This window comes from Fretibacterium sp., from assembly GCF_057312375.1.
The window spans coordinates 17,565-43,935 of record NZ_DBHLDX010000004.1 but is presented as its reverse complement, the minus strand read 5'-3'; the positions used below and the strand labels follow the sequence as shown (position 1 = coordinate 43,935).

The 26,371-nt window shown below is 65.6% G+C and carries 24 protein-coding genes and 1 pseudogene; 13 read left to right on the top strand and 12 right to left on the bottom strand.

The genetic code is table 11. From position 1 onward, the window contains the following. Position 1 precedes the first annotated feature (1 nt). Genes dapA through ACO41U_RS01525 form a run of 3 tightly spaced genes read right to left on the bottom strand, consistent with a single transcriptional unit; the run spans position 2 to position 3,358 of the window. The gene (dapA, locus tag ACO41U_RS01535) at positions 2–910 is read right to left on the bottom strand and encodes a 4-hydroxy-tetrahydrodipicolinate synthase (protein WP_485941199.1); all 909 of its coding nucleotides are present in this window, start codon (positions 908–910) and stop codon (positions 2–4) included. 43 nt (positions 911–953) lie between these two features. After that, a complete protein-coding gene (locus tag ACO41U_RS01530) occupies positions 954–2,108 on the bottom strand; it encodes an iron-containing alcohol dehydrogenase (protein ID WP_485941198.1) in 1,155 nt (384 codons plus the stop codon). After that, positions 2,108–3,358 (bottom strand): four-carbon acid sugar kinase family protein, encoded by a 1,251-nt coding sequence (locus tag ACO41U_RS01525; protein WP_485941197.1) that lies wholly within the window; start codon positions 3,356–3,358, stop codon positions 2,108–2,110. The genes ACO41U_RS01530 and ACO41U_RS01525 overlap by 1 nt, the downstream gene beginning before the upstream one ends. Positions 3,359–3,587: 229 nt before the next feature. Here ACO41U_RS01525 and ACO41U_RS01520 point away from each other — a divergent pair, with 229 nt between their 5' ends. Then, on the top strand, positions 3,588–5,372 hold the full coding sequence (locus ACO41U_RS01520; protein ID WP_485941196.1) for a PrpR N-terminal domain-containing protein: 1,785 nt from the start codon (positions 3,588–3,590) through the stop codon (positions 5,370–5,372). An 82-nt stretch (positions 5,373–5,454) separates the two neighbouring features. On the opposite strand, the gene leuS is transcribed toward ACO41U_RS01520, so the two are convergent. Beyond that, complete coding sequence (gene leuS, locus ACO41U_RS01515) at positions 5,455–7,947, bottom strand: leucine--tRNA ligase (RefSeq protein ID WP_485941195.1); 2,493 nt, start codon at positions 7,945–7,947, stop codon at positions 5,455–5,457. Positions 7,948–8,073: 126 nt separating this feature from the next. Here leuS and ACO41U_RS01510 point away from each other — a divergent pair, with 126 nt between their 5' ends. Both ACO41U_RS01510 and ACO41U_RS01505 read left to right on the top strand, forming a co-directional pair. Further along, the gene (locus tag ACO41U_RS01510) at positions 8,074–8,553 is read left to right on the top strand and encodes a MarR family winged helix-turn-helix transcriptional regulator (protein ID WP_485941194.1); all 480 of its coding nucleotides are present in this window, start codon (positions 8,074–8,076) and stop codon (positions 8,551–8,553) included. An 85-nt stretch (positions 8,554–8,638) separates the two neighbouring features. After that, positions 8,639–9,292, top strand: a complete 654-nt coding sequence (locus ACO41U_RS01505) for a class I SAM-dependent methyltransferase (RefSeq protein WP_015556153.1) — start codon at positions 8,639–8,641, stop codon at positions 9,290–9,292. Between the two features lie 62 nt (positions 9,293–9,354). Here ACO41U_RS01505 and ACO41U_RS01500 read toward each other — a convergent pair whose 3' ends face one another. Further along, entirely contained in the window at positions 9,355–9,684 is a 330-nt protein-coding gene (locus ACO41U_RS01500; protein ID WP_485941193.1) for a hypothetical protein, read from the bottom strand. Positions 9,685–9,872: 188 nt separating this feature from the next. Between ACO41U_RS01500 and ppdK the strand changes: the two genes are divergently transcribed. The 7 genes from ppdK to ACO41U_RS01465 all read left to right on the top strand — a co-directional run bounded on the left by ppdK (position 9,873) and on the right by ACO41U_RS01465 (position 18,731). Then, a complete protein-coding gene (gene ppdK / locus ACO41U_RS01495) occupies positions 9,873–12,518 on the top strand; it encodes a pyruvate, phosphate dikinase (RefSeq protein ID WP_485941192.1) in 2,646 nt (881 codons plus the stop codon). A gap of 190 nt (positions 12,519–12,708) precedes the next feature. Next, on the top strand, positions 12,709–14,289 hold the full coding sequence (gene nikA, locus ACO41U_RS01490; RefSeq protein ID WP_485941191.1) for a nickel ABC transporter substrate-binding protein: 1,581 nt from the start codon (positions 12,709–12,711) through the stop codon (positions 14,287–14,289). Positions 14,290–14,299: 10 nt separating this feature from the next. Then, positions 14,300–15,241 (top strand): nickel ABC transporter permease subunit NikB, encoded by a 942-nt coding sequence (gene nikB, locus ACO41U_RS01485; RefSeq protein ID WP_485941190.1) that lies wholly within the window; start codon positions 14,300–14,302, stop codon positions 15,239–15,241. Further along, positions 15,238–16,068, top strand: a complete 831-nt coding sequence (nikC, locus tag ACO41U_RS01480) for a nickel ABC transporter permease subunit NikC (RefSeq protein ID WP_485941189.1) — start codon at positions 15,238–15,240, stop codon at positions 16,066–16,068. The genes nikB and nikC overlap by 4 nt, the downstream gene beginning before the upstream one ends. Further along, positions 16,065–16,886 carry an ATP-binding cassette domain-containing protein gene (locus ACO41U_RS01475; RefSeq protein WP_485941188.1) on the top strand — a complete coding sequence of 274 codons (822 nt, stop codon included), beginning with the start codon at positions 16,065–16,067 and terminating at the stop codon, positions 16,884–16,886. Before nikC ends, ACO41U_RS01475 begins: the two co-directional genes overlap by 4 nt. Then, on the top strand, positions 16,883–17,668 hold the full coding sequence (locus ACO41U_RS01470) for an ABC transporter ATP-binding protein (RefSeq protein ID WP_485941187.1): 786 nt from the start codon (positions 16,883–16,885) through the stop codon (positions 17,666–17,668). Before ACO41U_RS01475 ends, ACO41U_RS01470 begins: the two co-directional genes overlap by 4 nt. Positions 17,669–17,810: 142 nt before the next feature. Next, a complete protein-coding gene (locus tag ACO41U_RS01465; protein ID WP_485941186.1) occupies positions 17,811–18,731 on the top strand; it encodes a DMT family transporter in 921 nt (306 codons plus the stop codon). 60 nt (positions 18,732–18,791) lie between these two features. Here ACO41U_RS01465 and ACO41U_RS01460 read toward each other — a convergent pair whose 3' ends face one another. The 3 genes from ACO41U_RS01460 to ACO41U_RS01450 all read right to left on the bottom strand — a co-directional run bounded on the left by ACO41U_RS01460 (position 18,792) and on the right by ACO41U_RS01450 (position 19,874). Then, positions 18,792–19,244, bottom strand: a complete 453-nt coding sequence (locus ACO41U_RS01460) for a GatB/YqeY domain-containing protein (protein ID WP_485941185.1) — start codon at positions 19,242–19,244, stop codon at positions 18,792–18,794. A 65-nt stretch (positions 19,245–19,309) separates the two neighbouring features. Further along, positions 19,310–19,507 carry a 30S ribosomal protein S21 gene (gene rpsU / locus ACO41U_RS01455; RefSeq protein ID WP_298779067.1) on the bottom strand — a complete coding sequence of 66 codons (198 nt, stop codon included), beginning with the start codon at positions 19,505–19,507 and terminating at the stop codon, positions 19,310–19,312. Positions 19,508–19,535: 28 nt separating this feature from the next. After that, on the bottom strand, positions 19,536–19,874 hold the full coding sequence (locus tag ACO41U_RS01450; protein WP_298779064.1) for a histidine triad nucleotide-binding protein: 339 nt from the start codon (positions 19,872–19,874) through the stop codon (positions 19,536–19,538). 204 nt (positions 19,875–20,078) lie between these two features. Here ACO41U_RS01450 and ACO41U_RS01445 point away from each other — a divergent pair, with 204 nt between their 5' ends. From ACO41U_RS01445 to ACO41U_RS01435, 3 genes are read left to right on the top strand one after another with little or no spacing between them, the layout of a single operon-like run. Further along, on the top strand, positions 20,079–21,266 hold the full coding sequence (locus ACO41U_RS01445) for a M20 metallopeptidase family protein (RefSeq protein ID WP_485941184.1): 1,188 nt from the start codon (positions 20,079–20,081) through the stop codon (positions 21,264–21,266). A gap of 8 nt (positions 21,267–21,274) precedes the next feature. Continuing rightward, positions 21,275–21,895, top strand: coding sequence for a methyltransferase domain-containing protein (locus tag ACO41U_RS01440; RefSeq protein WP_485941183.1), 621 nt, complete (start codon positions 21,275–21,277; stop codon positions 21,893–21,895). Positions 21,896–21,940: 45 nt separating this feature from the next. Beyond that, positions 21,941–22,096 carry a hypothetical protein gene (locus ACO41U_RS01435; RefSeq protein ID WP_485941182.1) on the top strand — a complete coding sequence of 52 codons (156 nt, stop codon included), beginning with the start codon at positions 21,941–21,943 and terminating at the stop codon, positions 22,094–22,096. Here the strand turns inward: ACO41U_RS01435 and ACO41U_RS01430 are convergent. From ACO41U_RS01430 to ACO41U_RS01415, 4 genes and pseudogenes are all read right to left on the bottom strand, one after another. Then, positions 22,093–23,364, bottom strand: coding sequence for a glycerate kinase type-2 family protein (locus tag ACO41U_RS01430; protein WP_485941181.1), 1,272 nt, complete (start codon positions 23,362–23,364; stop codon positions 22,093–22,095). The two genes, ACO41U_RS01435 and ACO41U_RS01430, sit on opposite strands and share 4 nt — an antisense overlap. A gap of 61 nt (positions 23,365–23,425) precedes the next feature. Next, positions 23,426–24,601, bottom strand: coding sequence for a pyridoxal phosphate-dependent aminotransferase (locus tag ACO41U_RS01425; protein ID WP_485941180.1), 1,176 nt, complete (start codon positions 24,599–24,601; stop codon positions 23,426–23,428). A 19-nt stretch (positions 24,602–24,620) separates the two neighbouring features. After that, on the bottom strand, positions 24,621–25,958 hold the full coding sequence (locus ACO41U_RS01420; RefSeq protein ID WP_485941179.1) for a dicarboxylate/amino acid:cation symporter: 1,338 nt from the start codon (positions 25,956–25,958) through the stop codon (positions 24,621–24,623). 162 nt (positions 25,959–26,120) lie between these two features. Next, positions 26,121–26,371, bottom strand: a pseudogene (locus tag ACO41U_RS01415) (LysR family transcriptional regulator); the annotation flags it as partial.

Below are 26,371 nucleotides of genomic sequence, written 5' to 3'. Positions count from 1 at the left end.
CCTAATGGAGCCCGTTCTCCCTGCAGCGCTCCAAGGCCTCCTTCAGCGCCTTCATGCCTTCGTCGGACAGGCGGCAGAAGGGCCTGCGGCAGGACCCGACGGGATAGCCCAGAAGCCCCGTGGCGATCTTGATGATCGTGTTGGGGTTGCCGTACTTGAAGCAGTTTCGGAAGGTTCGGATGCTGTCCTGGACCCTCATGGCCCGTTTGAGGTCCCCGGCGGCGAAGGCCTCGTAGATCTCCGCCATGGTGTGAGGGAAGACGTTGGCGCAGCCCGCGATGCCGCCCCTGCCTCCGAAGACCAGGCCGGGAAGGATCAGGGCGTCGTTGCCGGAGAGGACGCTGAAGTCCTTGTCCAGGCCGCTCGTCAGTTCGATGTACTGCTTGAGGTTGTCGAAGTTCCCGCTCGAATCCTTGGCCCCTGCGATGTTGCGGGCGTCCCTGGCCAGGCGCGCCACCGTGGCGGGCGCCAGGGCGTTGCCCGTGCGGGGTGGGATGTTGTAGAGCACGATGGGCAGGTCCACGGCCTCGGCCACCGCTATGTAGTGGTCGTAGAGCTCGTCCTGGGAGGCCGCGGCGTAGAAGGGGGCCACGATGGAGAGGGCGTCGGCGCCCAACTCCTGAGCCCGACGGCTCAGCCGGACGGTGTCCGCCGTGGTGATGCAGCCCGTCCCGGCGTAGACGGGAACCCGCCCCCGCACCTCGTCGACCACAGCCGTCAGCACGCGCTCCTTCTCCGCGTCGCTCAGGGCGTAGCCCTCTCCGTTGGTTCCAAAGGCGAAGATGCCGTGGATGCCCGCGTCGATCATGCGGCGGACCTGGCTGCGAAGCTCCCCCTCGTTGACGCTCTCGTCCTCGTTCATGGGGGTCAGGATGGGGACGATGATGCCCCTCATGTCGATCTTCTTCAAGGTCGTTCTCCTCCTCTGTCCTGCCTGTTCGGCTCGTAAAATGCTACAGGATCTCCTGATAGATCCGGCGGGCGTCCTCCTCCGTGACGGGGCGGCGGTTGTTCACCAGGAGGCGCGTGACCTGCATTCCGGACTGTACCAGCGATTCCAGGTCTTCTTTGGGCACGTTGAACTCCTTCAGGCTGGTGGGGATGTCGAGGTGCCTCACGATCTCCTCGATGCGGGCGATGACGGCTGCGCTCTTGGCCTCCGTCGAGGAGGCGTCGCCGTGGATGCAGCGGTCGTAGGCGTGGGCCAGCAGCTCCCGACAGGCGGGCTCGTTGAAGCGCATCACGGGCGCCAGCAGGATGGCGTTGGAGACGCCGTGGGCGATGTGATACCTGCCTCCGAGGGGGTAGCTCAGCGCATGGACCGCCGTGGTGCCGGAGGCCGTGATGGCGATGCCGCCGTAGAAGCTCGCGATCTGCATCATGCGCTTGGCCTCCATGGCCTCCGGGTCGTCGCAGGCCCGCTCGATGTTGTTCAGGGTCATGTCGAGGGCCTGAAGGGCAAAGAGGTCGCTGAAGGGGTTGGCCTTGTTGCTGGTGTAGCACTCGATGGCGTGGGCCAGGGCGTCCAGCCCCGTGGCCGCCGCGATCTTGCGGGGGAGCTTCTTGATCATCACGGCGTCCAGGACGACGTAGTCCGCGATCATGTGCGCGTTGACGATGCCCACCTTCAGCTCCTTTTCGGGGACGGCCACGATGGCGTTGGGCGTGGCCTCGGCCCCCGTCCCCGCCGTGGTGGGGATCATGAGGGTCTTGACGTGCTTGCGGGCGCGCCCGGGGTCCTCCAGAAGCTCCTTGATCCCGTACTCGTTGGTCATCAGGACGCTCGACAGCTTCGCCGTGTCCATGACGCTGCCGCCGCCCACGGCCATGATGAAGTCCGCTCCGCTCTCGCGGCACTGGTCCACCAGCTTCTGGGCCTGAGCGTAGGAGGGCTCGGCCGGTAGGTCGTCCAGTACGGTGAACTCGACGCCCGTCCTGCGAACCTCCGCCATGGGGGGCTCCAGGAGCCCCGCACCCTCGATCCCCTTGTCGGTGAAGACGGCCAGCTTCTTCACGCCGTTTTCGGACAGGACGTTCCCCACGTTCGTCAGCGCGTCCTCGCCACTGTAGACCGCGCGCGGCATCTTCAGATCGTACTTCGTCAGCATCAGGCTTTCTCCTCTCTCCCGGCGCCAATCCGGTCGGCCAGGCAGCACAAAAGGTCCGGCTTGCCAAACCCTCCGGACTTGGCAAGGATGTAGCAGGCCCTTCCCCCGTAGACGAAACTCGTCAGGACGACGCCCGGAGCCATCTCGCAAACGGGCGTCAACTCGTGTGTCCCCACGGCCTGCATCAAGGCCAGCAGCGTGTCCCCGCCGACGCACAGCAGCGTGGCCTCCAGCCCGCGGTCCAGAAGCCCCCTGGTCAGCTCAGCCAGCGCTTTGGATACCCGCACCCGGGTCTGGGCCAGGCTCAGTCCCATGGCTGCGGCCCGCTCCTGCGTCTCCGCGCTGCCCTCCGGGTCGTTCGTGTCCAAGATCACCCGGCCGCACCGACGGACCCTCGCCAGGCAGTCCTCGATCAGGGCGTAGCCCTCATCTCCCGACGGCCAGGCCTCGTCGAGCTTCTGCCGCACGCTGAGATGGACGTGCTGGAAGCCGCATCCCTCGGCGGCGGCCGTCTGGCGCCGCGTCACGGGGTTGACGCTGCCGCAGGCCATGAGGAGTGCCGGGGGCAGGGAGGGGACCGCGGCGGGGCGCGCGGCCGGCATCAGGAGGTCTGCCAGGACCGAGGCGAATCCGGCGCAGCCCGCCGACAGGCGCAGGCCCTCCGGGCCGAGGGCGCGTGCGGTGAGCTTCAGGTCCTCGTCCGTCGCGGCGTCGTGGATCTGGATGCCCTGGCCCGTCCCCGGCTCCCCCGGCCTGCGGACGAAGACCGCCTTTGACGTCTGCTGGGCGATGACGTCACCGATCCGGGAAAAGCGCACGGGCTCGAAGGGGTCCCGACCGAAGACGCTCTGGTCCAGGGGCAGGCCGTCCACGTACTGGACGCCGTCCCGCGTGATCCGGCCCATGGAGGGGAAGGCGGGGACGAAGGGCAGGCTCTGAACGCCCGCTGCGTCCATGGCGGCCGCCAACTCGCTGCCGACGTTCCCTCGAAGCCCGGAGTCCGTCTTCTTGTAGATGTAGGGGACGCCCGCGCGAAGTGCCGCCGACACGGCGCGATGGACCGCCGCGTAGGCGGCCTCCGGAGCGAGGTGCCGCGTCTCGGCGTCCAGCACCAGCACCTGCGCTTCGTCTCGGCTGAAATCCCGGTCGAGGCCCGTCACGACCCGCGTGGAGGCCCCATGGGCCGCGAACTGCACGCCCGTGTCCAGCGCTCCCGTAAAGTCATCGGCTACGATCAAAAGGGATACCATCGTCCACGCCCCTCAAGTCCGATTTCGTCGTTCGACCTAGACTGTTAAATAGTGAAACAAAGTCAACGTCTGCTGGTCCGATTCGCCATAATCGCTATAATATCTTTGTGGAATCTCCTCGAATGACCTCATTATACAAGGTGATTTTGGATTTGCAAGAATTTTAAGCGGATGATTTTGTTTCGTTTTGAAACAAACCCCGAAGTTGAGGGAAGGAAGGGGAATGAGGATGGAGCGGCGGATCAGGCTTTTGGGCGTTGCTCCCTACGAGGGCATGGAGGCCTTGATGCAGAGGCTGGCGGGGGAGTACCCGCAGGTTGAGCTGACGTCGTTCGTGGGGGACATGGAGCAGGGGTTGGAGGCGGTGCGGAGCAGCTTTCACGGGAACTATGACGCCCTCATCTCAAGGGGCGGCACGGCGCGGATGCTGCAGGAACACCTGACGCTTCCGGTCATCGAGATCGAGGTGTCCGCCTACGACGTCCTCTGCGCCCTGAAGCTGTCGGACGACGTGGCGGCCCCAACGGCCATGGTGGCCTTCGCCAATATCACGAACAGCGCGCGACAGCTCTGCGAGCTCATGGGCCGTCCGATCGAGATCGTGACCATCGACTCCCCGGAGGAGGTGGAGCCCACCCTGCTTCGCCTGCGGGAGAGGCGTTTCGAGGTCGTCCTGTGCGACGCGATCTCCCACGCCGCGGCCAGGCGGTTGGGGATGAACTCCTTCCTCATCGCATCGGGCGCCGACAGCGTCCGGCGGGCCTTTGAGCAGGCGGTCCGGCTCTACGACAGCCAGGCGCAGCTGTGGGCGGAGAACCGTTTTTTCAAGGAGGTCATTCAGGGGCAGGTGGGGCAGACGGTCGTCTTCGACGACCGGGGACGGCTATTTCTCTCCTCCATCGAGAACCCTTCCCCTCGGCTGCTGGCGCTGCTGAGGGGAGAGCTTGAGAGGGCCGGCGCGGCTCAGGAGCGTCGAATTCTGCGCAACATGGACGGGATGCTCTACTCCATCCGCAGCCGGCGCGTCGAGGCCGGGGGGCTCGCCTGCACGGCATTCTTCTTCACGGCCCACCGGTCGCCCCTGTCGCCCCGCCAGATGGGCATCCGCTTCCTGACGCGGGAGGAGGCGGGGCGCATCTACGACGGCAGCCTGCTGAGCCTTGACGACGGCATCGCGGACTATCGGCAGGACCTGGACCGCATCAATCGGAGCGAAGCCCCCGTCATGATTACGGGAGAGGACGGCACGGGCAAGGAGCCCATGGCCTGCGCGCTCTACGTGCAGGGTGCCCTGAGCCGAAACCCCTTTGTTGCCGTCAACTGCAGCCTACTGACGGAGAGGAGTTGGAGTTTTTTGACGGAGCGCCACTCCTCACCCCTCTACGGGGAGGCCTGCACGCTCTACTTCTCGAACCTGGACGCGCTGAGCCCGGAGCGCCGCCGACAGCTCCTGGCCATCCTCTCCGACATGGAGGTGTGCCGCCAGAACCGCGTCCTCCTCTCCTGCGCGTGCCGTCAGGGGGAGTACGCCTCCGAGGTCGGGTCCCTGTTCATGGACAGGCTGTGCTGCCTTTCCCTCTGCCTGAGGCCCCTGAGGGAGACCGCGTCCCGCATCCCCCTTCTGCTGAGCCTTCTGCTGAATCGCCTGAACGCGGACCTGCCGCGCCCGATCCTGGGGGCGTCTCCCGAAGCGCTGCGCCTCCTCCAGGAGTTCCCCTGGCCCCACAACGCCACTCAGTTCCGAAGGGTGGTGGGGGAGCTGGCGGTGACGGCTCAGGGGCGCATCACCGCGGAGGACGTGCGGCGGACGCTGGGGCGTGAGCATCATGTTGGGATGCTCTCGCCCAACGCGGAGAACGCCTCCACCCCCCTGGACCTGAACCGCACCCTGGAGGAGATCAACCGGGACGTCGCCCTTCGGGTGCTGGAGGAGGCGGGGGGCAACCGCACCGCCGCAGCCGGACGGCTGGGCATCAGCCGTACCACGCTCTGGCGAATGATCCGCGCGCGTTGACGCCGGAGGGCAGGTGGCAGCGGGGAACGACAAAGGGGGGCCTCCAAGCGGAGGCCCCCCTTGCGTGCGATCGGTAAAGGGCTTAGCCCTTCACCACGATGTTGACCAGGCGGTCGGGCACCGCGATGACCTTGAGGACGGCCTTGCCCGCGAGCTTCTCCTGCACGGTCGGGTCCGAGACGACGCTCCTCTCAAGCTCCTCCCTGGAGAGCCCTGCAGGGCGCTCCAGCTTGGCGCGGACCTTGCCGTTCACCTGAACGACGATGGTCGCCACGTCCCGGACCAGCGCCTCCGGGTCGGCCTCCGGCCAGGGGGCCGTGCTGATCACCTCCTGGTGCCCCAGCATCTCCCAAAGCTCCTCCGCGATGTGGGGGCAGAAGGGAGAGAGGCAGTGCAGGAGGGCCTCCACGGCCTCGGCGCGCAGGGAGTCCGCCGTCTCCCCCGTCTCCTTCAGGGCGGTCAGGCTGTTCGTCAGCTCCATCAGACGGGCGATGGCCGTGTTGAACTGCTTCTCCGTCTCGATGTCGCACGTCACGTCGCGGATGGTGGTGTGGATCTTCCGCTTGAAGTCCCGCAGGGCGTCCTCCTTGAGCTCTCCCATGGGGACGACGCGACCCCTGTGGGCCTTGAGCGTCGACAGGTTCTCCTCCACGCAGCGCCACACGCGGCCCAGGAAGCGGCTGGACCCCTCCACGCCCTTCTCCGACCAGTCCAGGTCGTTCTGGGGCGGTGCAGCGAACAGGATGAAGAGCCTCACGGTGTCCGCGCCGAACCGGTTCACGATCTCCGTGGGGTCCACCACGTTGCCCAGGGACTTCGACATCTTGGCGCCGTCCTTGATGACCATGCCCTGCGTCAGCAGGTTGGTGAAGGGCTCCCGCACGCGGATCAGGCCGATGTCCGCCAGGAACTTCGTGAAGAACCGGGCGTAGATCAGGTGCAGGCAGGCGTGTTCGATGCCGCCGATGTACTGGTCCACCGGCATCCAGTAGTCCACGTCGGCCCTCTCGAAGGGGTGATCTGTGTCGCCGGGGGAGCAGTAGCGGTCGAAGTACCAAGAGGAGCAGAAGAAGGTGTCCATGGTGTCGGCCTCGCGCTTGGCCGGGCCGCCGCATCGGGGACAGGTCGTCGCCAGCCAGTCCGGCAGGTCCAGCAGCGGGGAGTGCCCCACCTCCTTGACCGTCACGTCCTCCGGCAGGCGCACGGGCAGCTGGTCCTCCGGCACGGGCACGTCGCCGCACTTGGGGCAGTGTACGAAGGGGATGGGCGTGCCCCAGTAGCGCTGGCGGGAGATCAGCCAGTCGCGCAGGCGGAAGGTGACGGTCCTCTTGCAGTAGCCGTTTTTCTCGCCCCAGTCGATCATGGCGGGGATGGCCTCCTCGGTGGTCATGCCGTCGAAGTGGCCGGAGTTGGCGACGATCCCGTACTCCGTGAAGGCCTCCGTCATGGTGTCGCCGTCCAGGAGCGTGCCGTCCTTCGGCTGGACCACGGGGACGACGGGGATGCCGTACTTGCGGCAGAACTCGAAGTCGCGCTGGTCCCCCGCCGGCACGCCCATGATGGCCCCCGTGCCGTAGTCCGTCAGGATGTAGTTGGCCAGCCAGATGGGAGCGGGCTTGCCCGTGACGGGGTTGATGCCGCTGAAGGGCGTCTTGAAGCCCAGCTTCTCCGCGCTGGCGTCGGAGCGCTCGATGGAGCTCTGTGCCGCGGCCTTCTGAACGAACTCCCGCATGGCCTCGGCCTCGTCCTGGGGCATGTGCTCCATCATGCGCTGCACCAGCTCGTGTTCCGGAGCCAGGGCGATGAAGGTGACGCCGAACACCGTGTCGAAGCGCGTGGTGTAGACCTCGATGCCGCAGTCCAGCTCAGGGACCCGGAAGGTCAGATCGGCGCCCTCGGACCGACCGAGCCAGTTCGTTTGCATGATGCGCACCCGCTTGGGCCAGCCCTGCAGGTCCTTCTCGATGTCGTCCAGGAGCTCCTGAGCGTAGTCCGTGATCTTGATGAACCACTGCTTCAGGTTCTTCTTGGAGACGGGGTTGTGGCACCGCCAGCAGCGGCCGTCCTCCACCTGCTCGTTGGCCAGCACGGTGCCGCAGGTGTCGCACCAGTTGACGGGCGCCTCCTTGCGGAACACGAGGCCCTTCTTGTACATCTGAAGGAAGATCCACTGGTTCCAGCGGTAGTACTCGGGAAGGCACGTGATGGCCTCACGGTTCCAGTCGTAGCTGTAGCCCATGCGCTTCAACTGCTTCGTCATGTAGTCGATGTTGTTGAGCGTCCAATCGTGGGGTTTCGTCTTGTACTTGATGGCGGCGTTCTCCGCAGGCATGCCGAAGGAGTCGAACCCCATGGTGTAGAGCACGTTCCGGCCCCTCTTGCGCAGAAAGCGCGCCAGCATGTCGCCCATGGAGTAGTTGCGGATGTGCCCCATGTGAAGCGCTCCGCTGGGGTAGGGGAACATTTCAAGGCAGAAGAACTTCTCCTTTGACGGGTCCGGCTTCGCCTCGAAGCAGCGGGTCTCGGTCCACTTCCTCTGCCACTTCGACTCTATCGCCTGAAAATCGTACGGCATTGCAGAATCCTCCCTCGGCCGCCTGAGCAGGCCTTAATTAAGTACAGACGATTATAGCCTTTTGGGGCGCTTGTGCAAAGGCCGCCCCCCTTGCCTCAATTGTATAGATGCTATACAATAGGCGCCATGAAGATCATCAACGAGGCCAACGAGGAGAAGGTCAGCTATCGCCTGCTGAACGTCATGCTGAAGCTGCAGGAGGCGCAGGAGCGGCTGCACCGTTACGGCACCGACACGCCCCTATTTGCGGCGGAGATTCACCTGATCAAGTGCGTTAAGGAGAACCCGGACCGGCACATGGCGGCTCTGGCGGAGGTGCTGGGCGTGACGCGGGGAGCCGTGTCTCAGATCGCGATGAAGCTGGAGGAGAAGGGGATGCTCGTCAAGGAAAAGGACGAGGGCAGCAGCCTCCGCCGCATCCTGAGGGTGACGCCCGACGGCGAGCGGGCTTACCGCTTCCACGAGCGCCTTCACGCGGATTTCGACCGCCTGGTGGAGGGCCTCCTCTCGGGCGCGGCGGAGGGAGAGAGGCTTTTTCTGCTGAACTTTCTGGGCTCGCTGGACGCCGCTCTGGAGGGGAAATTTCAGTCCTGCGCCCACCGGTGAGTTGGTTGGGGTTTGTAGGGGGGGTACGCGTTCTTAATTGTATAGCAACTATACGTATTGGAAAGATATCGGGGAGGTTGGCACGATGACTGAGGAAGCACGGGATTTTCGGGGGAAGGGCAGGGCCTTCAAGGGCGCGTTCGGAGGGGAGAACTACCGGAGGTTTGCCGCACTGTTCGGCTTTCAGGAGCGGTTTTATCGTCAGGCCGTGGGGGACCTGCGGCTTGGGGAGGGCGGCAGAGCGCTCGACCTGGGCTGCGGCCCTGGCGGGCTGAGTTACGCTTTGGCTGAAACGAGCCCCGCCAGCGCGTCGATCGTCGGGGCGGACATCTCGGACGACCAGCTGGAGTGCGCGCGTCGGGGAGCGGGGGCCTTCGCCTGCAAGGTGGAGTTTTTGAAGGCGTCCATGGACGAGCTGCCCTTTCCCGACGGGCACTTCGACCTGGTCATGACCTCGATGGCGCTGCACGAAACGCCCCCTGCGGTTCGGCGTGCCGCCATCGCGGAAACGGCACGGCTGCTGCGGCCGGGCGGAACCTTTCTGCTGGTGGATTGGAGCCGACCGCGCTTCGGCCTCTGGGGGATCGTCTGGTACCCGTTCTGCCGCTGGGGCGAGCGGAACCGGGACAACTGGAACAACGCCTATCCCGCGATCTGCCGCGAACGGGGCCTGAGCCTGACGGAGGACCGCTACATCAACTCCATCTCCCGGCGCCAGGTGTTCGTGAAGGAGCGGTGAAGGAGAGGAGGCCCCACGCGGGCAAGCCGTGAGCCTGCCCGCATGAGGGCCTCCTGCGCTTTTTATTCCGAAGTTATGGCCCTGACCTCCTCCGTGGACATTCCCGTCGCCTGTGCGACCTGTTCCAGCGTCAGGAGACCGGAGGCGGCGAGCTGCCGCACGACGTCCGCCCGACCTTTTGCCTCGCCCAATGCGCGTCCCTGCTCAAGCCCTTCTTTGCGCCCCTCCTCGAGCCCCTGTTTGTGGCCTTCGGCAAGGCCTTGATTGCGGGCATCCTTGAGGAAAGCCCGCCGATCCCACTCCGCCTGCCGAAGCTTCGCCGCTGCAGAACGGACCCTTTTGACCGCCGGAGCGTGTCCTGCAAGCAGGATGAAATCCTTGGAAATCCCCATTGAAGGGAGCCCTCGAAAACGCTATAGTATAAGGGATAGTGATGTTATCAATTCGGTTTGTTAATACTGTGAGGCCTGAGTGCGCCGGAGGATTGGACTCGAACTCGGGAGCGAGTTTGCGCCGTTGGGGATCGCGGGGCGCGGAGCTTTTTTTCGGAAAACGTTTTGTCGAACGAGGAGTGAGTGGTATGGCGGAGAAGTTTATCTACAGTTTGAAGGAAGGAAAGGGCGATCAGAAGCTGCTTCTGGGGGGCAAGGGAGCCAACCTGTGTCACATGGTGCAGAGCGGCCTTCCCGTGCCGCCCGGCTTCATCCTGACCACCGAGGTCTGCCGCAGGTACATGCAGGACCCGAAGATCATGGACGCGGTCTGGGACGAGGTCAAACGTTACGTCAAGGAGCTTGAGAAGGAGGCCGGCAAGGGCTTCAACGACGGAAAGAACCCGCTTTTGGTCTCGGTGCGGTCCGGCGCCCCCATCTCCATGCCGGGCATGATGGAGACGATCCTGAACCTGGGCCTGAACGACGAGACCGTCGAGGGGCTGGCTTCCGTTTCCGGCAATCGGCGCTTCGCGTTCGACAGCTACCGCCGCTTTATCCAGATGTTCGGGAGCGTCGTGGACGAGGTGAGCTCCGACCGGTTCGAGCAGGCCCTCTCGGCCTGCAAGAAGGCGCTCGGCGTCGCCCAGGACTTCGAGATCCCCGCCGAGGCGCTGGAGAAGCTGGTGGCCGAGTTCAAGGCGATCTACAAGGCCGCTGTGGGCCGGGACTTCCCCACCGACCCATGGGAGCAGCTTCGCAGGGCCATCGAGGCCGTGTTCAGGAGCTGGAACATCCCGCGCGCCGTGACCTACCGCAAGATCAACAAGATCGCGGACGACCTGGGGACGGCGGTGAACGTCATCTCCATGGTCTTCGGCAACCTGGGTGACGACTGCGGCACGGGCGTCTGCTTCACGCGCAACCCCTCCACCGGCGAGAACAAGCTGTACGGCGAGTTCCTCATCAACGCTCAGGGCGAGGACGTGGTGGCAGGCATCCGCACCCCCATGCCCATCGGCCAGTTGGAGGGGGCCATGCCGGAGATCTACAGGGAGCTTTGCAGGCTGACCGGCCAGTTGGAGAAGTCCTACAGGGACATGCAGGACATCGAGTTCACCATCGAGCGCGGCAAGCTCTTCCTGCTCCAGACCCGGACGGGCAAGAGGACGGCTGCCGCGGCGGTGAAGGTTGCCATGGACATGGTGGGCGAGGGCCTGATCGACACCAAAACGGCCGTGGCCCGCGTGTCGCCCGAACAGGTGGAACAACTGTTGCACCGCCAGGTGGACAAGAACGCGCCGCAGGAGGTGCTGGCGGTCGGCCTCCCCGCCTCGCCGGGCGCCGGGGTCGGGATGCTGGTCTTCTCCGCCGACGAGGCCGAGGCGTGGGCCCATCAGGGCAAGTCCGTCGTCCTGGCGCGCCCTGAGACCTGCCCGGACGACATCCACGGCCTCTTTGCATCGGCCGCTGTGGTGACGAGCCGGGGCGGCATGACCAGCCACGCGGCGGTCGTCGCCCGCGGCATGGGCAAGCCGGCGGTCTGCGGCTGCGAGGAGGTGGAGATCGACCTGGAGGCCGAAACCCTGACCAGCCGGGGCAGGACCCTGAAGAAGGGGGACACCGTGACGGTGGACGGCTCATCGGGCCGCGTCCTCCTGGGTGAGGCGCCGTTGATCGAGGCGACCTTCTCCGAGGACTTCAAAAAGCTGCTGGGTTGGGCGGACGAGGCGGCCGAGCAGGAGGTCTGGGCCAACGCGGACACGCCAGAGGACGCCCGCCGTGCCCGTGAGTTCGGGGCCAGGGGCATCGGCCTCTGCCGCACGGAGCACATGTTCATGGCGACCGACCGGCTGCCGGTGATGCAGCGGCTGGTCGTGGCCGACTCCCTTGAGGAGCGCGTCGAGGCGCTGAACAAGCTGAAGGTCATGCAGAAGGACGACTTCGTGGGGATCTTCAAGGCGATGGAGGGATACCCGGTCATCGTTCGCCTGCTTGACCCGCCCCTGCACGAGTTTCTTCCCAAGGAGCCGGCCCTCCTGGAGGAGCTGGGCGAGTTGGAAAAGAAGGGCCGCGGGACCTCACCGGAGGCCGAGAAACTGCGGAGGACCCTGAACAAGGCCCATCAGCTTCACGAGGCCAACCCGATGTTGGGCTTCCGGGGCTGCCGCCTGGGGATGGTCTACCCCGAGATCTACGAGATGCAGATCAACGCCATCTTCGAGGCCGTGGCGGAGCTGACGAAGGCGGGCGTCAAGGTGAGGCCGGAGGTCATGATCCCGCTGGTGGGGACGCGGGCGGAGATGAAGTTCTTCCGCGAGATGGCCGACCGCATCGCGGGTGAGGTCATGAAGGCCTCCGGGACGGACTTCACCTACCTCGTCGGGACGATGATCGAGGTGCCGCGCGCGGCCCTCGTGGCCGACCAGTTGGCCGAGTACGCGCAGTTCTTCAGCTTCGGAACCAACGACCTGACCCAGACGACCTTCGGCTACTCGCGGGACGACGCCGAGGGCAAGTTCCTGTTCCAGTACATCGACAAGGGCGTGTTCAAGGAGAACCCCTTCAGCGAGCTGGACCGGGACGGAGTGGGCGGCCTGATGCGAATCGCGGTGGAGAAGGGGCGGAGCGTCGCCCCCAAGCTTTCGGTGGGGATCTGCGGCGAGCACGGCGGCAACCCGTCCTCCATCGCCTTCTGCCACTCGATCCACATGAGCTACGTCAGTTGCTCGCCCTTCCGCGTGCCCGTGGCGCGCGTGGCTGCGGCCCACGCGGCGATGGGCACGCTCAAGTAAGCGACGCTGCCTCGTGCGCGGCACGAAGGGCCGGCCCCCTGGGGACCGGCCCTTCGTCTATGGGAACGCCTGAGTGTTATTTTTATCATAAAATATGTTACCATATCCCCTGCGTTCTCTTAGACAAAGATTTCGCTGAGGGTGACGACAGGGGAATTCTGATAGCTTAATCGTTATGGAGGGATTTTTTATGAGGCGATTTGCGAGGTGGCTCTGTGCGCTGTGGCTGTTGTCGCTCTGCGGGGCGTCCGGTGCGGCGGAGACGTCAAGGCTGGTCTACTCGTGTGGCAGCAACGCGGGAGGGGACCTGAATCCGCACCAGTATTCTTCAAACCAGATGTACGCTCAGGACATGATCTACGAGCCGCTGGTCCGCTATGCCGGGTCCGGTGAGATTGAGCCCTGCCTGGCCGAGAGCTGGGAGGTCTCCCCGGACGGCAGGGTCTACACCTTTCACCTCCGCAGGGGCGTGACCTTCTCCGATGGGACGCCGTGGAACGCACAGGCCGCGAAGGCGAACTTTGACGCCGTGATGGCCAACGCGGGACACCATGCCTGGCTGGGCCTGATTGGAGAACTCGAAGGGACGGAGGCGGCGGACGAACACACGCTGCGCCTCATCCTGAAGGATGCCTACGGGCCGACCCTGGCGGACCTCTCCCTCATCCGTCCCCTCCGCTTCCTGAGCCCCGCGCAGTTCGGTGCGGACGGGGGCACGGCCAAAGGGATCAAGGCCCCCGTCGGAACGGGGCCATGGGTCCACGCCGAGGCCCGGAAGGGGGAGTACGACCTGTTCAGGCGCAACGAGTCCTATTGGGGCAAAAAGCCTGAGCTTGCGGAGGTGCTGGTCAAGGTGGTCCCGGAGGGAGATTCGCGCGTGGCGGCTTTGGAGACGGGGGACCTGGACCTGATCTTCGGGGCCAGCGGTCATGGGGCTGCCCAGATCAGCCTCGAGGCCTTCAAGCGTCTGGAGGCGACGGGGCGCTTCGAGACGGGCGTCTCCAACCCCAGGGCCACCCGCGCCCTGGCCATCAACTCCGCAAGGGGGGCGGGCAGGGACCTGGCGGTGCGCAGGGCCGTTCAGCACGCCATCGACCGCGACGCCATCATCAGGGGCGTGTTCCTGGAGGTGGAGCCCCCCGCGCCCTTCCTCTTCAGTACGGCCATGCCCTACTGCGACGCGGGCCTCGCTCCCTACGAGCGCGATTTGGAAAAGGCGAAGGCGCTCCTGGAGGAAGCCGGCTGGAAGCAGGAGGGGAACTACCGCTCAAAGAACGGCCAGGAGCTGGCGTTCGACCTCTGTTTCGTCGGCAACGACGCCGAGCAGAAGACGATCGCCGAGGTGGTGCAGTCCGACCTCAGGAAGGCCGGGATTCGGGTCAACCTGATCGGGGAGGAGAGCGACGCCTACTTCAAGCGCCAGCGGGACGGGGAGTTCGGCATGATCTTCAACGACACCTGGGGCGCCCCCTACGATCCCCACGCGATGTGCGCCTCCATGCGGGTTCCTTCCCACGCGGACTATCAGGCCCAGTCCGGCCTGCCGATGAAGAAGGAGCTCGACGAGAAGATTGGTCTGGTGCTTCGGGCCACGACGGACGCGGAACGGTCCGCACTGTACAGGGACATTCTGACCACCCTGCACGACCAAGCCGTCTACTTCCCCATCTCCTACAAGACGCTGGTGAAGGTCCACAGGAAGGGGTTGGCGGGCGTCGGATTCCCCGCCTTCGTGGACTCGGTGCCCTTCGACACGATGTCCTGGGAGTAGGCGGCACGCGATGGTCCGGTTCATCGTCAGGCGCTTCCTCGTCCTGATCCCCATCCTGATCTGCGTTTCGATCCTGGTGTTCCTCGTCCTGAGGCTGGCTAAGGGAGATCCGGCCATGGCCTACCTGCGGATGGCGAACATTCCTCCCACCGAGCAGGCCCTGGCCGAGGCGAGGCGCGAGCTGGGACTGGACCGGCCGATCGCGGAGCAGTACGCTGCGTGGGCTGCGAAGGCCGTCCGGCTGGACTTCGGCCGCTCCTACGTGACGGGCAAGCCGGTGCTCCAGGAGGTGCTCTACTACCTTCCCGCTACGTTGACGCTGGCCGGGTGGGGGCTTCTCTTTACCCTCCTGGTCAGCGTTCCCCTGGGAGTGGCCGCAGCGCTCTACAAGGATCGGCTGGCCGATCACTTCACGCGGGCGCTGGCCTTCGTCGGGGTCTCCATGCCGAGCTTCTGGCTGGGCTACCTGCTCCTGTACCTCTTCTCCGTCAAGCTGGGGTGGCTGCCCCCCATGGGGCGTGGCGGCGCGGCGCACCTGGTCATGCCGGTTGTCACGCTGTCGGCCATGTCGATCGCCGTCAACATCCGCTTCCTGCGGGCGAACCTGCTGGAGCACATGCGTTCCCGCTCCGTCTTCTACGCCCGCGCCCGCGGCCTGACGGAGCGGCGGGTGGTGTGGGCGCACGTCATGAAGAACTCCATGATCCCCATCGTCACCGCTACGGGCATGCACCTGGGGGAGATGCTGGGAGGGGCCGTCATCGCGGAGAACATCTTCGCCTGGCCGGGACTGGGGCGCTACGCGGTCCAGTCGGTCCTGAACCGGGACTACCCCGTGCTCCAGTGCTTCATCCTCCTGATGACCGTGATCTTCGTCTTCTGCAACCTCTGCGTTGACATCCTCTACGCGCTGGTGGACCCGCGCGTCCGACTGGAAGGAGAGGCCCGATGACTGCCCGACTGTTGCGCAACAAGGTCTTCTGGGTGGCCGCGGCTCTGCTCCTCCTGATCGGTCTGGCGGCGCTCCTGGGCCCCTGGATGGGGCTGCCGGACCCGCAGGAGGTGAACCTGGCGGCCAAGCTGCTGCCGCCGAGTGCGGGACACCTGCTGGGGACCGACCACCTGGGGCGCGACGTGCTGTCCCGCCTGATCTTTGGCTCCCGCGTTTCGCTGGGGTCCGTCTTCCTCATCCTGTTGCTCATCGTGACCTTCAGCACCTTTGCCGGGAGCGTCGCGGGCTTCTTCGGCGGGGTGCTGGACTCCGCCATCATGCGCACCTGTGACGTGTTTCTGACCTTCCCCACGATCATCCTGGCCATGTTCTTCGTCGCGGTGCTGGGCACGGGGCTGACGAATGTCATCGTCGCGATCTTCTTCACGCACTGGGCCTGGTACGCCCGCATCGTGAGGGGGATCGTCATCTCCCTGAAGAACCGCGAGTTCGTGCTGGCCGCGCGGGTCGCCGGGACCAGCCGGTGGCGCATCGTGGCGCGCCACATCCTGCCGGCCCTGGCCCCGCAACTGCTGGTGCTCTCCACCCTCGACATCGGACACATGATGCTGCACGTGGCGGGCCTCTCCTTCCTTGGGCTTGGCGTCCAGCCCCCGATGCCCGAATGGGGCAGCATGATCAACGACGCGCGCCAGTACCTCTGGACCCAGCCGCAGCTGCTGCTCTATCCGGGGCTGGCCATCTTCGTCAGCGTCATGGCCTTCAACCTGCTGGGCGACGCCATGCGCGATGCGTCCGACTTCGACTTCGTGGAGGCGGAGTCATGAGCGCGCCGCTGTTGGAGGTGCGGGGCCTCCGGATCGAAACGTCGGATCGGGCCGCAAGGCCCCTGGTCCGGGACGTCTCCTTTGCGGTCCGCCGCGGGCGCGTCACCTGTCTGGTGGGGGCCAGCGGATCGGGCAAGTCGCTCTCCTGCACGGCAGTTCCGGGCCTGCTTCCACAGGGCGTGAGGCGCACGGGGGGGGCGATCTGCTTCGAGGGGCGCCCGCTCGACGCCCTTCCCGCCAGGGAGCTCCGCGAGCTTCGCGGGACGCGCATCGCCATGGTCCTGCAAGACCCCGCCAGCTGCTTCGACCCCCTGTTCTCCATCGGCTCCCACTTCAGGGAGACCCTGGCGGCCCACGGAGGGGACTTCGGTTGGCGCGGGCGGGCCGAGGCTGCCCTGAAGGAGGTCGGGCTTGAGGACGCCGGCAAAATATGCCGCGCCTACCCCTTTCAGCTCAGTGGGGGGATGCTCCAGCGGGTGATGCTGGCCCTGGCCCTGTTGAACGACCCCAGCCTGCTGATCGCGGACGAGCCGACGACGGACCTGGACACCGTGGCCCAGCGCCGGGTGCTGGACCTGATCGACGCCGCGCGGCGTCGGCGGGACATGGGGGTCCTCCTGGTGACGCACGACTTCGGCGTCGTGGCCCGCGTGGCCGACGACGTGGTGGTGCTGGAGGAGGGCGCTGTGGTGGAGGACCGCCCCGTCGGAGAGCTCTTCAGGTCCCCGCGGCACCCGGTGACGGTCGCGTTGGTGGAGGCGCACCGCGCGCTCTGCGCGCGCCTCGGCCTGCCGCAGGAGGGAGGGGACGAACGATGAGCGCACTTCTGTCTTTAGAGGGCGTTCGCCGCACCTACCGACGCGGGGGGCTCTTCACCCGGGCGGAGGCTCTGCACGTGCTGCGCGGCGTGGACCTGGACCTTTCGGAGGGGACTTCCCTGGGGCTTGTGGGGCGCAGCGGGTGCGGCAAGAGCACTCTGGGACGGGTGATCCTGGGCCTGGAGCGCCCGGACGCCGGGACCGTGCGGTTCCTCGGAGAGGACGTGGCTTCTCCCGCGCGGCGCGCCGAGTTTCGGCGCAGCGTGCAGGCGGTGTTTCAGAACGTGCGGGACTCCGTGAACCCCCGGATGACCGCCGGGGAGATCGTCGCGGAGCCGTTGCGCAACTTCTTCAGCCTGACGAAGGGAGAGGCAGTGGAGCGGTCCCGCCCCCTGCTGGAGCAGGTGGGGCTGAAGGCGACGGACGCGGACAAGTACCCCTCGCAGTTCAGCGGGGGCGAGCTCCAGCGGGTCTGCATCGCCCGCGCCCTGGCGCCGAACCCGCGCGTGGTGGTCTTTGACGAGGCGGTCAGCAGCCTGGACATGCTGGTGCAGGCGCGGGTGCTGAAACTGATCGAGCGCATCCGCGACGAGCAGGGGCTGGCGTTCCTCTTCATCTCCCACGACCTGAGGGTGGTGGCCGGGCTCTGTCGCGAGGTGGCGCTGATGGCGGACGGCGTGATCGCGGCGCGGGGACGCTCCGTCGAGGAACTGGCGGCGACGGGACACCCCGTCATCGAGGAGCTGCTGGCCTCCCTGCCCCCCGCGTTCCCGCGCCGCTGAGGGGAAGATTCGTCGTATAATACCCCTGTACCGCGCTCCGCTTCGGACGAACGCGGGCCTTATTTTTGAAGGGGGGACGGAGCGCAATGACGTTTGGAAGGGTGGAGCGCAGGAGGTCAACGGCTGCCGGAGGTGCGGGAAGATGAAGCACAGTGCCATCGCGGGCTACGTCGCCGCGCTGACCAGCATCCTGATCTGGGGCACGACCTTCATCGTATCAAAGGTCATCCTGGAGGACTTCAGGCCGGTGGAGGTCATCCTGATCCGCATGGTCCTGGGCCTGGTGGCGCTCTTCCTGGCATCCCCCCGCCTCCCGCGGGTCCGGACGGTGCCGGAGGAGCTCTCCTACGCCGTCGCGGGATTCTGCGGTATCGTGCTCTACTTCCTGTTGGAGAACACGGCCCTGACGCACGGCCTGGCCTCCAACGTGGGGGTCATCATCTCCGCCGCCCCCTTCTTCACGGCGACCCTGAACCGCCTCTTCTACCGTTCGGACCGGCTCCAGGTGCGGTTCTTCGTCGGCTTTGCCCTCGCGATGACGGGCATCGGCCTCATCAGCTTCAATGGGGTCCGGATGCAGATCTCGCCTCTGGGGGACCTGCTGGCCCTGGGAGCGGCCGCCAGTTGGGGCCTCTACTCCGTGCTGGTGCGGCGGGCCGGCGGCTTCGGCCTCAGCACCCTTCAGGCGACGCAGCGCATCTTCCTCTACGGCGTCCTGTTCCTGGCGATCCTGTCGCCGTTCCTGGGCCTCAGACCGAACCTCGCCCACCTGGTGCAACCGAAGTTTTTCCTCCCCTTCCTCTACCTCGGGCTGGGGGCGTCGGCCCTGTGCTTCTTCGCGTGGAACTTTGCCGTCGAGGCGCTGGGGCCGGTGCGGACCAGCGTCTCCGCCTATTTGATCCCCGTCGTGGCCGTGGCGGCAGGCGCCCTGGCCCTGGGAGAGCCCGTGACGCCTCTGTCCCTCCTGGGGACGGTGCTGATCCTGGGGGGCCTCGCCGTCTCCGAGTGGAGGGCGGGAAGGGGCTCTGACGGCGGCGAAAGAGCGACAAAAAGGCGACAATAATGAAGGAGGCGCCCTGGGGCGCCTCCTGACGAAACGGGCGGGAGATGGACTGCGCCCCTCTTAACGGTTCAGGTACGCCGCGACGCGGTCCTTGACGCGCCCGCCGTCGGCGCGGCCCGCCGCCAGGGCCAGCACGGCCTTCATGAGCCTGCCCATGTCGCGGGGTCCGGAGGCTCCCGTGTCCTGGGCGGCCTGACGGACCATCTCGTCCAGGGCTGCGTCCTCCAACTGGGCCGGGAGGTAGGGCTCCAGGATCGCCGCCTCCGCCAGCTCCGCTTCCGCGCGGTCCCGCGCTCCGCCGGCAGCGTACTGCTCCGCGGCCTCCCTGCGCTGCTTGATCAGGCGTCGGATCACCGCGTGCACGTCCTCGTCCGCGATCTCCGCGTCGCGCCCCTTGTCGGCCGCGAGCTTCTGCAGCTCCGTCTTCAGCATCCGCAGGGAGGAGAGGCGCCTCTCCTCCCGTGCCTTCATGGCGGCCATCAGGTCGGCCGCGATCCGATCCGTCAGCTTCATCGCGATCACACTCTCCTTTCGCGAAAAGAAAAAATGGGGGCCTCAGCCCCCATCGACACGCAACCTTAGCCTGCGTTCCTGTGCCTCATGCTCTTGCGCTTCCGCGCCGCCTCAGCTCGCTTGAGTTTCTTGGCGTCGCTGGGCTTCTCGTAGTGCTCGCGCTTGCGGGCCTCACGCAGAGTCCCCACCTTGGCCACTTCCTTTTTGAAGCGCCTCAGCGTATCCTCAATGTTCTCTCCTTCTTTGCGGGTGACAGTCGTCATGAACAGATCCCCCCTTCCTCTTCTCCGACTAGCCCGGAGGCCAGCCGAAATTGCGTCCCGACAGCAGATGAATGTGAAGGTGAGGTACCGTCTGACCGCTTCCTTCTCCCGTGTTGATGACCATACGATAGCCATCCTTCTCAAGGCCAAGCGAGAGCGCGACCTTCACGGCGGCGCCCATCAGGACGCCCCAGACGGCCGAATCCTTCACCTCGGCCGAAGATGCTACGTGACACCTTGGGATCACCAGGAGATGCGTTGGAGCCTGGGGTGCAACATCACGAAAGACCACGACGTCCTCGTCCTGATAGACGAAGTCCGTCGGTATCTCGCCGCCTGCGATCTTGCAGAAAATACAGTCGCTCATGATTCCCACCCCCTTTTGCAGAACCTGCGGGCGAACATGGCCGCCGCTCTCGTAAAACGTTACGAAGCAAGCCATGCCACCTTTACAGGATATACAATTCTATAACATATTCGCGCAAGATACAATAGAACGCAGGAGGCAATCTGCCCCGGATGATATAAAATTGAGTTCACCTGAATTTTGTGAAAGGTGGAGGATGTTGCAATGGAGGGCGTGAGCGTTCGGGATGAGGCGCGGGAGCTGAACGGAGAGATGGTGAGCTGGCGTCGGCACATTCACCTTCATCCGGAGGTGGGGTTCGACGTCGGGGACACGGCGGCCTTCGTCGTTGAGCGGTTGAAGGAGGCGAGGGCCGAGGAGGTCCGGACGGGGGTCGGGAAAAGCGGCGTCACCGCGATGATTCGGGGCGCCCGGCCCGGGCGCACGCTGGCGCTGCGCGCGGACATGGATGCCCTGCCCGTCGCGGAGGCGACGGGGCTGCCCTTCGCGTCCGCGCACCCCGGACGGATGCACGCCTGCGGGCACGACGCGCACACGGCCATGCTGCTGGGGGCGGCCGTCCTGCTGGGGCGGCATCGGGAGGACCTGCGGGGCGCCGTGAAGCTGATCTTCCAGCCAGCGGAGGAGATCGGGATGGGGGCCATGGCGATGATCCAGGACGGCGTCCTCGAGGACGTGGACGCCATCGCCGGGCTGCACACGGGCAGCCTGTGGAACGGTGCCGATGCGGGCGAGATCGGCTTCAAATCGGGAGCCGTCATGGCCGCGGCGGACGTCTTCACCATCGAGGTGAGTGGGAAGGGCGGCCACGGGGCCCAGCCGGACCGCTCGGTGGACCCCATCTCGATCGCCTGCCAGATCTACGCTACCCTCCAGACCGTCATCAGCCGGGAGACACCGCCCCTGGACCCCGCCGTGCTGACCGTGGGGAGCTTCCAGGCGGGCTCCGCCCCCAACGTCATCCCCGACTCCTGCACGATGAAGGGCACCATCCGCTCCCTCTCGAAGGAGACGCGCAGCTCACTGCAGGACCGCATCCGGACCATCGCCGAGGGCGTCGCCGCAGCCATGCGCGGCAGTGCTCAGGTCGCCTTCAGGTATGGACCGCCCCCCGTGGTCTGCGACCCCGGCATGACGGAAAAGCTTGTCCGCGCCGCGGGAGCGGTCGTGGGGCCGGAACACGTTCGCCCAATCGACGAGCCGGCCATGGTGAGCGAGGACATGGCCTTCTACATGGAGAAGGTGCCGGGCGTGTTCTTCTCGCACCCCTCAACCCTTGGCGGCGGGCTGGACTTTCCCCATCACCACCCGAAGTTCACCGTCAACGAGGACGTGCTCTGGACGGGGGCCGGGACCTTTGCGGAGCTGGCGCTGACGTGGCAGGAGGACTAGGGAGCGTCATGCGGAACGTACCCATGAAGCAGGATGGAGAGGCGGCGGCGGGGGACATTCGGGAGGCGGTGCGCGCGGCGTACAGCGCGGCCATCGAGGGACGGGAGGCGGGGTGCTGCACGGCCCCCGACGCCGTCACGGACATGACTCAGGGCAACTACTGTGCTGCGGACCTCGCTGGGACGGGGGAAGCGGCGGAGCAGTCCTTCGGGTGCGGCGACCCCGTCCGCGCGGCGCTCCTCAAGCCGGGGGAGCGCGTGTTGGACCTGGGGTGCGGCGCAGGGCTGGACCTGATCCTGGCGGCCCGGGACGTGGGGCCGTCGGGCCAGGTCTACGGCCTGGATATGACCCCCGCCATGCTGGCCCGCGCCCGAAAGAACCTCGCGAAGCTGGGCCTGAGGAACGTCACGCTCCTGAAGGGCCACATCGAGGCGCTCCCGATCTTCGACGGCGGGGTGGACGTGCTGCTCTCCAACTGCGTCATCAACCTGTCCCCGGATAAGGACGCGGTGTTTGGCGAGGCGTTTCGGGTGCTGGCGCCCGGCGGCCGCTTCTGTGTTTCGGACGTCGTGTTGCTGCGCCCCGTTCCGGAGATGCTGCGCAGGAGCAAGACGGCCTGGAGCGGGTGAATCGCCGGTGCTCTTCCGTCGGAAGAGTATCGGCGAAAACTTGAGGTGGCAGGGTTCGTTCAAGTCAGCGTCAGGCCGACGAAACCCCATGCGATCAATGCAGATGTCGTTCGGCAGGAGGCGGGAAGCCTGAGCGCGGAGGACGAGGCGGCCCTTGCGGGGCTCTCCGCCAGTGCGCTCATCACGGCGATACGGCCCTAGCCCATCAGGGCGAACGAAACGTCGTTGACGTTGGTGCCCGTGGGGCCGGTGATCACGAGGGAGTCCACGGCCTTCAGCGCAGTCCATGCGTCGTTGTCCCGCAGGACGGCCTCGACGTCCAGCCCGCTGGCCTCCAGCGCCTCCGCCGTCGTCCCGTCCACGATGCCCCCGGCCGCGTCTGTGGGGCCGTCCGTGCCGTCCGACCCCACGGAGACGACCACGACGTCCCGAAGCCCCCGTATGCCGCGGCACGCCGACAGGGCCAGCTCCTGATTGCGTCCGCCCCTGCCCTTTCCCGTCACGCGCACCACGGTCTCGCCGCCCGCGATGACGGCACAGGGGGCTGCGATGGGGCGACCGCTGGCGCGAACCTCCCGCGCGATGGCGGCCAGGAACGCGCCGGCCTCCCGCGCCGTGCAGGAGAGCGTGGAGGTCAGGAGCAGCGGCGTGTAGCCCAAGAAGGCGGCGGCCCTCTCGGCCGCCGCGCAGAGCGACGCCACGCTGCCCGCCGCTACGGCCGTGGCGTTGTCCAGTTTTTTGGGCGTTTCGCGTTTCATGGCCTCCGTGAGGCGGGGGTGGAGTGCCAGCCCGTACTTCTCCACGACGCGCAGGGCGTCCTCCGACGTGGAGGCGTCGGGACAGGCCGGCCCCGACGCGATGCTGTCCAGGCGGTCGCCCAGCACGTCCGACAGGGCCACCGTCAGGACGCGGGCCGGCGCGCAGAGCTTCGCGAAGCGCCCTCCCTTCACGGCGGACAGGTGCTTGCGGACCGCGTTGACCTCCACGATGTCCGCTCCGCTGGCCAGGAGCTGGCCCGTCACGCCCGCCACGTCCCCCAGCGTCACGCCCTCCGCCGGCAGCTCGAAGAGCGCCGACCCGCCGCCTGAGACGAGGAACAGCACCGTATCCTCCGGCGACAGGCCCCTCACGCGCCGCAGGAGCGCCTCCGTCCCCCGGACCGCGTTCTCGTCCGGCACCGGATGCCCCGCCTCAAAGGCCTCAATGCCCCGCATCTCCCCCAGCGAATGGCCGTATTTGGTGATGAGGACGCCGCCGGCCAGCCGGTCTCCCAGTAGCTCCGAGGCGGCTTTCGCCATGCGCCACGCCGCCTTGCCGATGGCGGCCAGCACCACCCGTCCTCGCCCCGCCTCCCTCAGCCGGGCGGCGAGCTCTCCACGCCCCAACGCCTCCCTCACCGCCGCTTCGGGCAGCACGGCGTCAATAGCCCGCCTCACGATCTCCAGCGCGTCCTCCCGCAGCTTATCCATCCCGCGCACCTCCCCGACGGCCTGGGACGAATCGTCCCAGGCCCCTTCATTATAGCCTGAATTACCACAGCTCTTTGACGGCCTTTTCGATCCTTTCGCAGGCCTCGACGAGCTCTTCGTAAGCGGCCGCATACGAGAGGCGCAGGTAGCCCTCACCCTCCGACCCGAACGCACTTCCCGGAACCAGCGCCACTTTTGCGTGGTCGAGCATGTACTCGGCGACCTCGGCGGACGAGCGGCCCAAGCTCTTGACGTTGACGAAAACGTAGAACGCGCCCTTCGGATTGTTGCAGCTCAGGCCGTCGATCGCGTTGAGCGCCTTGACGACGTAATCCTTGCGCCTTTGATACTCGCGGCGCATCGCCTCGACGTCCTCGTCGCATTCGCGAAGGGCGACGACCGACGCATCCTGGACGAACGACGGCGCGCACGTCACCGTGTATTGATGAACGCGCACGCACGCCTGAACGATCTCGCGCGGGGCGCACAGATAGCCAAGGCGCCATCCCGTCATCGAGTACGCTTTGGACATGCCGCCCAACGTGATCGTCCGCTCCTTCATTCCTGGCAGCGAAGCGATGCTCACGTGCTCCACTCCGTCGTAGATGAGCCGTTCATAGATCTCGTCCGACAGGACCAGCAGATCGTGTTTCCGTGCCGTCTCGGCAAGGCGGTCCAGGGTTTCGCGCGAAAAAACGCCTCCGGTCGGGTTGCTTGGATCGACGAGGACCAGCATTTTTGTTCGGCTCGTTATCTTGCTCTCAAGCTCCGCGAAGTCCACCTGGTAGTCGTTTTCCTCCTTGAGGCTGTACGTCGATGGAACCGCTCCCAGGGATTCCGGAACGTGGATGTAGTTCAGCCACACCGGATTGGGGACGAGGACCTCGTCGCTCGGGTTCAGAAACGCCGCCATGCCGGCAAAGGTTCCTTCTCCGACGCCGACGGTAACCAGGACTTCGGACGGGTCGTACCTCACGTGGTTCTTCTCGCGCATCTTGTCGGCGATTGCCGTCCTCAGCTCTGGCGTCCCATAATTCGACGTGTAAAAGACGTGTCCCTGAGCCAGGCTCTCGGCCGCTGCGCGCTTGATCCTCTCCGGCGTATCAAAATCCGGACGGCCGATCTCCAGGTGGATCACGCGCTCACCCGCCTGTTGCATCTTCGTCGCCTTCTCCATCATCTTGCGTATGCCGGAGAAGGGCAAGGCGTTCATCCGTTCTGCCGCAACGTAGCTCACCGTCGTATCCTCCCTGTCGTCAGCTGTTGTAGACATCGCGGTTCAGCGCTCCCTCTTTGGCGTTCACGATCACGTTGACCGCTGCGTCGCCGATGACGTTCAGCGTGAGGAGCGACATCTCGACCGGGCGGTTGATCGCGACGACCAGCGCGTAGCCGACCAAACACGCCTCGGTCGTAAACCCCAGGCCGGCCATGACCGTGAAGATCATCGTCGTTCCCGCGACCGGGATGGCCGGCGTCCCCGCCGCTGCGCATATCGTCAGGACCGCCATGACGACGAGCGTGGACAGCGTTACCGGGATGCCTGCGCTCGTTGCGATGAACGTCACCGCCACCATGTGCATGATCGAGGTTCCGTTCATGTTGATCGTCATGCCCAGCGGAAGCACGAAGCTCGTTATCTCCTCGCTGCATCCGAGTTCGTCGAGGTTCGTGCGCATGTTGATCGGCAGAGTCGCCGCCGACGAGTTCATCGCGAAGCCGAACACGCCGACCTTCGCCATCTTCTTGATGAACTTGAACGGGTTCAGGCCGGTCAGCAGAAAGATACCTATCGGGTAGACCGTCAGGAGCACCAGGAAGAGCGTGAAGATGGCGGTCCCCATGTAGGCGGCGGCCGGTTTCAGGTATTCAACGCCGTAGACGGCGAACGTGCGGGAGATCATGCAGAAGATCGCGAACGGCCCCACCTTGTTGAGCAAAAAGGTCAGCCACATGTTGATGACGTCGCTGAGGCCCTCCAGAACGCTTTTGAGTGACTGGGCCTTCTTTCCGAGCTTGTTCATGCAGATACCCAGGATGACGGCGACGACGACAACCGCAAGGATCCGCGTGTTGACGCCCATGACGTTGATGATGTTGTTCGGTATGGCGTCGACGATGACGCCAAGCGGGTTGTACGGTGCGATCTGGGCCGTCTTCGTGACCTCGCCGCCCGGAAGGACCACCGTGAACCACCCCATCCCCCGGGCTCCGTAGGCGATCGCTCCCGCTATCAGGCACCCGACGGAGTAAAAGCCCAAAAAGCCGATCAACGAACGGACGGCAATGCGTCCGAGCTTCGCGGCCTCGGAGATGCTGCACATCGCGAGGCTGATCGAAACGAGGACCAGCGGGACGATGGCAAGCTGGAGGCCGTTCATGAACACCTGGCCGATGATGTAGAACAGTCCGAGCGATCGGACGCCTTCGGGGCGCGTGATGTCCTGAAACAGCAGGCCGTTGATGAGCTTCCACGTCCCCTCGCCGCCATTTGACAACAGGTATTCCCTCAGAAACAGGCACCCGATGCCGACGGCAAGACCACAAACGAGAGCAATGAGCATCTTGTGAACGATAGTGGTTTTTCCCTTCATTTGCTGCATCCCCCTTGGGTATGGTTTTGTAACCGCCATCCCCAATATAACAGGGCTTTTACTTTAAGGAAAATTGATTTTTTCTTTGTGAAATATTCAAGAAATTTATCTAGGGAAGTGCTGGTTAATCTTCGGCCCTCCTTCGGGCGTCGATGCTGCAAGTCAGACCGCACCGCCAAAGGCCTCCCCGATCTTTATCGGGAATTTCAGGTCTCTCAGGTATTCTTCGACGGCGCTCTCAAAGAGGGCCATGGCTCTATGGCGCGCCAGTTTTGGAGCCTGTCGCTTTATTTTGTAAACGCTGCGGTTCGGAGGGGCGTTCTCTATCTCGCTGACGTAGAGGCGCCGCCCCCTCGCCAGCTCGGCAATGACGGATTCCGGTGCGATCACCCAATGGTCGGGTTGGCTCCACA

Excerpts from the sequence above, each read along its gene's own strand:
- ACO41U_RS01500 (WP_485941193.1), bottom strand. The coding sequence starts at position 9,684 with ATGGGGATTTCCAAGGATTTCATCCTGCTTGCAGGACACGCTCCGGCG.
- ACO41U_RS01440 (WP_485941183.1), top strand. The coding sequence starts at position 21,275 with ATGCGGAACGTACCCATGAAGCAGGATGGAGAGGCGGCGGCGGGGGAC.
- ACO41U_RS01445 (WP_485941184.1), top strand. The coding sequence starts at position 20,079 with ATGGAGGGCGTGAGCGTTCGGGATGAGGCGCGGGAGCTGAACGGAGAG.
- rpsU (WP_298779067.1), bottom strand. The coding sequence starts at position 19,507 with ATGACGACTGTCACCCGCAAAGAAGGAGAGAACATTGAGGATACGCTG.
- ACO41U_RS01530 (WP_485941198.1), bottom strand. The coding sequence starts at position 2,108 with ATGCTGACGAAGTACGATCTGAAGATGCCGCGCGCGGTCTACAGTGGC.
- ACO41U_RS01470 (WP_485941187.1), top strand. The coding sequence starts at position 16,883 with ATGAGCGCACTTCTGTCTTTAGAGGGCGTTCGCCGCACCTACCGACGC.
- ACO41U_RS01420 (WP_485941179.1), bottom strand. The coding sequence starts at position 25,958 with ATGAAGGGAAAAACCACTATCGTTCACAAGATGCTCATTGCTCTCGTT.
- nikA (WP_485941191.1), top strand. The coding sequence starts at position 12,709 with ATGAGGCGATTTGCGAGGTGGCTCTGTGCGCTGTGGCTGTTGTCGCTC.
- nikC (WP_485941189.1), top strand. The coding sequence starts at position 15,238 with ATGACTGCCCGACTGTTGCGCAACAAGGTCTTCTGGGTGGCCGCGGCT.
- leuS (WP_485941195.1), bottom strand. The coding sequence starts at position 7,947 with ATGCCGTACGATTTTCAGGCGATAGAGTCGAAGTGGCAGAGGAAGTGG.
- ACO41U_RS01505 (WP_015556153.1), top strand. The coding sequence starts at position 8,639 with ATGACTGAGGAAGCACGGGATTTTCGGGGGAAGGGCAGGGCCTTCAAG.
- ppdK (WP_485941192.1), top strand. The coding sequence starts at position 9,873 with ATGGCGGAGAAGTTTATCTACAGTTTGAAGGAAGGAAAGGGCGATCAG.
- ACO41U_RS01450 (WP_298779064.1), bottom strand. The coding sequence starts at position 19,874 with ATGAGCGACTGTATTTTCTGCAAGATCGCAGGCGGCGAGATACCGACG.
- ACO41U_RS01510 (WP_485941194.1), top strand. The coding sequence starts at position 8,074 with ATGAAGATCATCAACGAGGCCAACGAGGAGAAGGTCAGCTATCGCCTG.
- ACO41U_RS01465 (WP_485941186.1), top strand. The coding sequence starts at position 17,811 with ATGAAGCACAGTGCCATCGCGGGCTACGTCGCCGCGCTGACCAGCATC.
- ACO41U_RS01525 (WP_485941197.1), bottom strand. The coding sequence starts at position 3,358 with ATGGTATCCCTTTTGATCGTAGCCGATGACTTTACGGGAGCGCTGGAC.
- nikB (WP_485941190.1), top strand. The coding sequence starts at position 14,300 with ATGGTCCGGTTCATCGTCAGGCGCTTCCTCGTCCTGATCCCCATCCTG.
- ACO41U_RS01430 (WP_485941181.1), bottom strand. The coding sequence starts at position 23,364 with ATGGATAAGCTGCGGGAGGACGCGCTGGAGATCGTGAGGCGGGCTATT.
- ACO41U_RS01475 (WP_485941188.1), top strand. The coding sequence starts at position 16,065 with ATGAGCGCGCCGCTGTTGGAGGTGCGGGGCCTCCGGATCGAAACGTCG.
- ACO41U_RS01520 (WP_485941196.1), top strand. The coding sequence starts at position 3,588 with ATGGAGCGGCGGATCAGGCTTTTGGGCGTTGCTCCCTACGAGGGCATG.
- ACO41U_RS01460 (WP_485941185.1), bottom strand. The coding sequence starts at position 19,244 with ATGAAGCTGACGGATCGGATCGCGGCCGACCTGATGGCCGCCATGAAG.